Source organism: Microcystis sp. M_QC_C_20170808_M3Col (genome assembly GCF_007095505.1).
Lineage (GTDB): Bacteria > Cyanobacteriota > Cyanobacteriia > Cyanobacteriales > Microcystaceae > Microcystis.
The window spans coordinates 1-6,172 of record NZ_SFBY01000012.1 but is presented as its reverse complement, the minus strand read 5'-3'; the positions used below and the strand labels follow the sequence as shown (position 1 = coordinate 6,172).

Genomic DNA, 6,172 nt, shown 5'->3' with positions numbered 1-6,172 from the left:
GGTTGGTTAACTGCCTACGAAGTGGCGACACCGGGGGTAGAAACACTGGATAATACTACTGTGCGACTGGATGGGGATAATCAACCACAACCAGATGCTTTATTAAGAATAGAAACCGGCGGACAATCAAGCATTAGTGAAGATGATTATGTAGAAGGCGCGCCGGAATTAATCGTGGAAATTGCCGCTTCTACTGCTTCCTACGATTTACACGAAAAACTCAAAGTTTATCGTCGCCATGGAGTGCAAGAGTATATTATCTGGCGAGTTTATGACGTTCAATTGGATTGTTTTCGCTTAACTGATGGGGAATATTTGCCCCTAGAATCAAATCAAGATAATATCTTTTGCTCCCAAGTCTTCCCTGGATTATGGCTAGATAAAAATGCTTTATTATCGGGGAATTTAGCCGAAGTTTTGGCAAGATTACAGCAAGGAATAGCTAGTGAACAACACCAAAATTTTTGTCAAATTTTGGCTAATAAATAACCCAGATAAACTTGATTTTTCTCTGAGAACGTAGGTTGGGTTGAAGCATGAAACCCAACGCTAATAAATAACCCGGATAAACTTGATTTTTTTCTTAGTTGCCTAGGGATGGCTCAGAAAGATTAGCTGATTTTTCTTGCCAATCTTGACCGATTTTAATCGTCACATCAGAAGCGAGATTCCCCGTACTTTCCACCAAAACTTCCCCGACACCAAGGCTATTATGCAGGGCAGCAGCCAGGGAATTATCCCCTTTTTGAGCAATAATTTTGGTAGTTTCTAGAATTGGCGATGAAGACTTAGAGACAAAAACATTTTCATAACCAAACGAGCGCAGATATCTGACTAGAGCTTGCACCGCTTCTGGATTATCGATGCTATCTTCCACAGCTATGCGAGTCGGTTGCGTGGTTTCCTCAATGTCAGCCATAAAAGAGCCGTGGTTAAAATGTTGAGCCACTAGCTCTTGAATTTTACTTTGATTGGGCAACCAATAACTGATCCCTTGCCGACCATCACCATTAAAGTCTCCGGGTAGAAGTAGCATTTGCACATCAGCGCGCTGAGTTTTAGAGGCAAAACCGGCTAGAGCGAGTAACTCCTCTAAACTGAGATTAGTATCGATATGAGTGCGGATAACCTCGATAATATCGGGAATTTTCAATAAAGTTGCTGGTTTTAGGGTTTGTTCTACTAAAGACCGCATTAATTGCTGTTGTCGTTGGATACGACCGATATCGCCGTTAGCATCGTAACGAAAACGGGCAAACTGGAGGAATTTCTCGCCGTTGAGGTGTTGTTCCCCTTTTTTCAGGTCAATGTAGAGGTGTTGACTAAAATCTTTGTAGTTCATGTCTTTGGGAACATATACCGTCACCCCCCCCAAAGCATCAATTAATTTTTCCACACCCTGCACATTAATGCGAATATAGCGATCGATAGCGACTCCGTCCAAAAGATGACTAACCGTTTCCGCCGTTAAAGCAGGTCCACCGAGGGCGTTAGCTTCATTGATTTTTTTCTCCCCGTAACCCTCGATATCGGTGCGGGTATCCCGGGGGATGGAAAGCATGGTTAACTTCTGTCTTTGGGGGTCAAAACGCAGTAACAGCATGGTATCGGTTAAACCATCCAAGGAATTAACCGGGGCATGATAACCCAGATCTGGGGTTTGTGCCTCCTTGACATCGGATGTCAACACTTTCGCGCCAACTACCAAAATATTAACGGGGCGGTTGAGGGCGGGAAGTTGCAGATTTTGATAGGATATCGCCTGCTGATTGTTAAAAGCGGCGGCTTCTTGGGGACTAAGAGCAGCTTGTCGCAAAGGTGTGGAGGAGAGAGACACAGCCAACATAGCCCCCGCCGTAGCGGAAACTAGGGCGCAGCCAGTTAAGCCTAGGGCCGTCAGGAACCATTTACCGGACAATCGCCGCTTTTTCACAGGTTTAGCCGCTAATTTGCTTGATTTTCCGCTTTTAAGCCTTGATTTTGTCTTATTAACCACAAATTGCCTCACACGGTCACTAAATATCTCCCTAAAACCATATTTAAAGAGATGAACTATTTTTTTTCTCAGATACCCGGAAAAGATTATTAAACTAATCGGGTTTTCTAGAGAGTTAGCAGATAATATAGCAGAATTTTTCCTTATAGTTCTTCTGCATCGCAATTTTGGAGAAATATCTAGGGTTTGCAGCAAAAAGTTTTTTATGGGAGCGGGAAGCGGGGAAGTGGGGTAGTGGGGTAGTGGGGAGAAGAAAGCTGCCTTTTGCATGAGTGCATGAGTGCATGAGTGCCTCCTATCTCCTCAATGGCTGATTTTTTTGTGCAGAAATAACTTTTGTGGTCGATTAAATAACCAATTGATCAACCAACCGTCGGTTTTTTGCAGACGATAACCGCTACTTGAGTACAGTGACTGGGCCGCTAGATTATTATCGAGAACATGGAGGGAAAGTTCCTCAAAACCCCATTCTCTAGCGATCTGTTCACACTTGAGCAGCAATCTCCGGGCCAGACCGGCACGCCGGCGATCGGGACTAACGGCTAAATTAGAAATATAAGGAATGGGAACGGCTAAAAAAGAACTAGATTTTAAGCCGATTTCCGCCGTAGCGACAATAATTTCCTGAGAACCCGTGGCGGTGACGCTGGTTTGACTGACTACCAGACAGTGATAGTAAGGGGTATCGGCGCGCAATCGTCCCCGTAAGTCCTCGTAAATGCCCAATTTAAAGATAGGACGCAGAAAAGACCAATAATTGGCCGTGGGGAAAAAACTATCGGTGAGAATTTCCGCCAAGCTTTTGAGATCTTGGCTTTGGGCCAAACGCACCTCGACGGTAATGGTGGCATTGTCACCGGTCGCTTCCGAGTCGGAGGGATTAGACAATAGGTATGAGATAAAACAGGAGTCCACTTTAATCACAGGAGTCGGCAGGGAAGGTGGGGATGGCAGTCCTTATCCCGGAAAGGTAAATAGGGGTGGGAGCTAGTTGGGAGAATCAAGCATCTATCTTAAGGAGAATACCGCAATTTTTCAAGACTACTGAATCAAAATCTCATCCATTCTACTGCCTATAGCCCCAGTTGGGGGAAAGACTGCTATTTTTCGGGAATTTTTTTTGATCGCCGGGCAATGGTTAAGATGGGATGATGCTGGTCAGAACTAATCTCTTTCTTTTTGGGTCAATTAACTATATTCTTTAATCTAATCTATCCTCCTATCCCCTCCATGATCAAAGAAATTTCCGCTTATTTGCAAGTGTTCCGCAGTCAAAAAATGGCGGCTTTGTTATTCTTAGGTTTCGCTTCTGGATTGCCCTATTTTCTCACCGGTCGTACCCTGCAAGCTTGGATGACCACCGAAGGAGTTGATCTGAAATCGATCGGTTTATTTAGTTTAGTCGCTCTCCCCTACTCTCTCAAATTTCTGTGGTCTCCCTTACTCGATCGCTATCTTCCCCCGCTGCTTGGTCGTCGTCGCGGTTGGATTTTAATCGCTCAAATTTGTTTAACTTTAGCGATTGGTTTCATGGCTTTGCAACAACCGCAACGATCTTTAGAATTATTGGCAATTAATGCTTTACTGATTGCTTTTTTTAGTGCCAGCCAAGATATTGCCTACGATGCCTATCGCACAGATATTTTAGAAAAATGGGAGATGGGTGCAGGGGTGGCGATCGGGGTTTTAGGTTATCGTTTGGCTTTAATTTTAACCGGTTCGATCGCTTTAATTTTAGCCGATCACTTTCCCTGGCCTCTCGTCTATCTTTTCCTAGCTGGATTGATGGCTTTAACGATTATTTGGTCTTTTTTAGCCCCGGCTACTCCCCCTAGGGATGATACTCCTCAAACTCTTTTAGAGGCGGTTTGGTTGCCTTTCCAAGAGTTTTTTCAACGCTATCAAATAGGTCAAGGAATCGGTATTCTCGCCTTTATTGTTCTCTATCGTTTAGGGGATGCTTTAGTTAATAATATGGTGACTCCTTTTCTCTTAAAAACTGGTTTCAGTCAAACCGATATTGGGGCGATCCAAGGCGGTATGGGCATGATAGCAACTATGGTGGGAGTTTTATTAGGTGGTTCCCTGTTAAGTCGTTGGGGAATTAATCGATCGCTCTGGATATTTGGTGTCTTGCAAGCTGTTAGTAATTTAGCCTATTTTATTTTAGCAAATTTAGGGCAAAATTATCCTTTTATGGTCTTAGCTATTAATATTGAAAACTTCTGCGGTGGCTTAGTCACTGCCGCTTTTGTGGCTTTTTTAATGAGTCTTTGTAATGCTCGTTTTACCGCTACTCAGTTCGCCCTTTTATCAAGTTTAATGGCCTTTAGTCGCGATATTTTGGTGGCTCCCGCAGGAGTTTTAGCTGAGGCGATCGGTTGGCAGTGGTTCTTTTTAATCACGGTAATTGCCGCTTTACCCGGGTTAGCTTTATTGCCTTTATTTGCTCCTTGGCAAGAGCAGAATTAGGCTAATTTATGAGCTAGGAAATGATAATTTATTCCTCCGATTTCACTCGCATAACTACTAAAGTCATATCGTCGCTACTGTCATTTCCCAACCCAGTAAAAGCGGCAACTTTCCCAAATAAATATTCTAGAATCTGTTCGGGATCGGTGTACTGTTGACAGGCTTCTTTAACTGCCGATAGCCAATTTTTCTGCTCAAATCTTTCCCCTTTCGAGTTAACTGCATCGGTAAAGCCATCGGTATAATAAATCAGCGTATCTCCCGCTTCTAATTGCACTTGGGCATCATCATAGATAGAATCGGCCTCTAAACCAACTAATGTCCCTTCCGTGTCGAGAGGCTCTAACTCTGCCGTTTTGGCCCGCCACCAGAGGGTGGGATAATGGGCAGCATTACTGTAGCCAAGACGGCGCGTCAGGGGATCATACTCGGAATAAAATAATGTCACGAAACGATGAGAATTATCCAGATCGGCATACATAACCCGATTGAGATGACGCAAAATCTGGGCCGGGGAGTGACGATTTAACACTTCCGCTCGCAACATTCCCCGGGTCATGGTCATCAATAATCCTGCTGGGACACCTTTACCCATGACATCACCAATGACTATACTCCAAGGAGCGGTACTAGCTTCCATTTCCGCCTCCCTTGCCGGTTTAAATTGATCGTAGTTGCAGGGGATAAAATCATAATAATCGCCACCAACGCGATTAGCCGTTTTACAGTGGGCTGCCAATTCTACCCCCTGAATTTTCGGACATTGCCGGGGTAAAAGACGATTTTGGATTTCGGAAGCGATTTCTAACTCTCGATCCTGACGTTCCTTGGCCCGTAATTCCAGCGTTAATTCATTATTAGCTATAGCCACCGCCGTTTGATCGGCCACTAGCTGCAACAGTTTACGACGGGTGGGTGTCCAACCATAATCGGGATCGCGACTGAAAACGTATAAACGTCCCCGCTCACTATTTTTTACCAAAACAGGTGTACTATATACCTGCGTACCCTGTCCGAGAGTTTGCCGGATTTTATGGTCGAGACTATCGAGAAGCGATCGACTATTTCTGTTCTCAAGTGCCGGTTCTTGGTTTAATTGTCGGATAATTGCCTCTAATTGTCGGCGTAGTTCCCCATTAATTTGATTATCTTGGCAATGGAGTTGATCGAGCGCCACTTGACCGTTATTTTTGCTCAAAATCAATGCCCCTCCCTCCGCATCTGCCACTCGTGCGGCCATCAAGGGGGTAAGATCGAGGAATTGGTTTAAATTATTGAAACTCCGCAGGGCAAACCCGAGGGAACTTAAGAGATTTTGAACTTTGTTTTGTTCGCGATATAAACTGGCGACTAACTCTTTTAAGGCTAAAATTGGCTTGATATCGGTAGTTTGATCGCCCATATTGACGGTGGCAGTGGTGAGGGTGTCGCTCGGTTCCGGCTCAGAAAGCATAAAATGATTTTTGTGGCGGTGACATGATTATAGCTAGATAGTCATTGGGTGATGACCTGTTTAAGTCTAACAGTATAGTGGATCTTTTCGTGACTGCCACAATTTAACCCTGATGTTTTACTATTTCTGTTTTTTGACGCTCCCCGCTCTAAAGAGACGGGGATTCTTCGTTCATTGAGTCTCCGTTAGCAAGCAGGATTTCTCCAACCAACCAAGAGGGAATCTCTCCCGAAGCGTTTAAAGTTTGCGTG

Annotated in this window: 5 protein-coding genes; 2 read left to right on the top strand and 3 right to left on the bottom strand. The window is 44.3% G+C overall.

What is annotated here, in order from left to right:
• Positions 1–489 (top strand): Uma2 family endonuclease (locus EWV84_RS00465; protein ID WP_287075673.1); only part of this gene is annotated, 489 nt, incomplete at its 5' end.
• A gap of 94 nt (positions 490–583) precedes the next feature.
• Here EWV84_RS00465 and EWV84_RS00460 read toward each other — a convergent pair.
• A complete protein-coding gene (locus EWV84_RS00460; protein ID WP_287075671.1) occupies positions 584–1,996 on the bottom strand; it encodes an LCP family protein in 1,413 nt (470 codons plus the stop codon).
• 303 nt (positions 1,997–2,299) lie between these two features.
• Complete coding sequence (locus EWV84_RS00455; RefSeq protein WP_286824906.1) at positions 2,300–2,920, bottom strand: GNAT family N-acetyltransferase; 621 nt, start codon at positions 2,918–2,920, stop codon at positions 2,300–2,302.
• 306 nt (positions 2,921–3,226) lie between these two features.
• Here EWV84_RS00455 and EWV84_RS00450 point away from each other — a divergent pair, with 306 nt between their 5' ends.
• Complete coding sequence (locus tag EWV84_RS00450; RefSeq protein ID WP_287075669.1) at positions 3,227–4,468, top strand: AmpG family muropeptide MFS transporter; 1,242 nt, start codon at positions 3,227–3,229, stop codon at positions 4,466–4,468.
• 28 nt (positions 4,469–4,496) lie between these two features.
• On the opposite strand, the gene EWV84_RS00445 is transcribed toward EWV84_RS00450, so the two are convergent.
• Positions 4,497–5,921, bottom strand: a complete 1,425-nt coding sequence (locus EWV84_RS00445) for a PP2C family protein-serine/threonine phosphatase (RefSeq protein WP_286824904.1) — start codon at positions 5,919–5,921, stop codon at positions 4,497–4,499.
• Positions 5,922–6,172 lie beyond the last annotated feature (251 nt).

What these genes read in the sequence shown, in the direction of transcription:
- EWV84_RS00445 (WP_286824904.1), bottom strand. Translation starts at nt 5,921, where the DNA reads ATGCTTTCTGAGCCGGAACCGAGCGACACCCTCACCACTGCCACCGTC.
- EWV84_RS00450 (WP_287075669.1), top strand. Translation starts at nt 3,227, where the DNA reads ATGATCAAAGAAATTTCCGCTTATTTGCAAGTGTTCCGCAGTCAAAAA.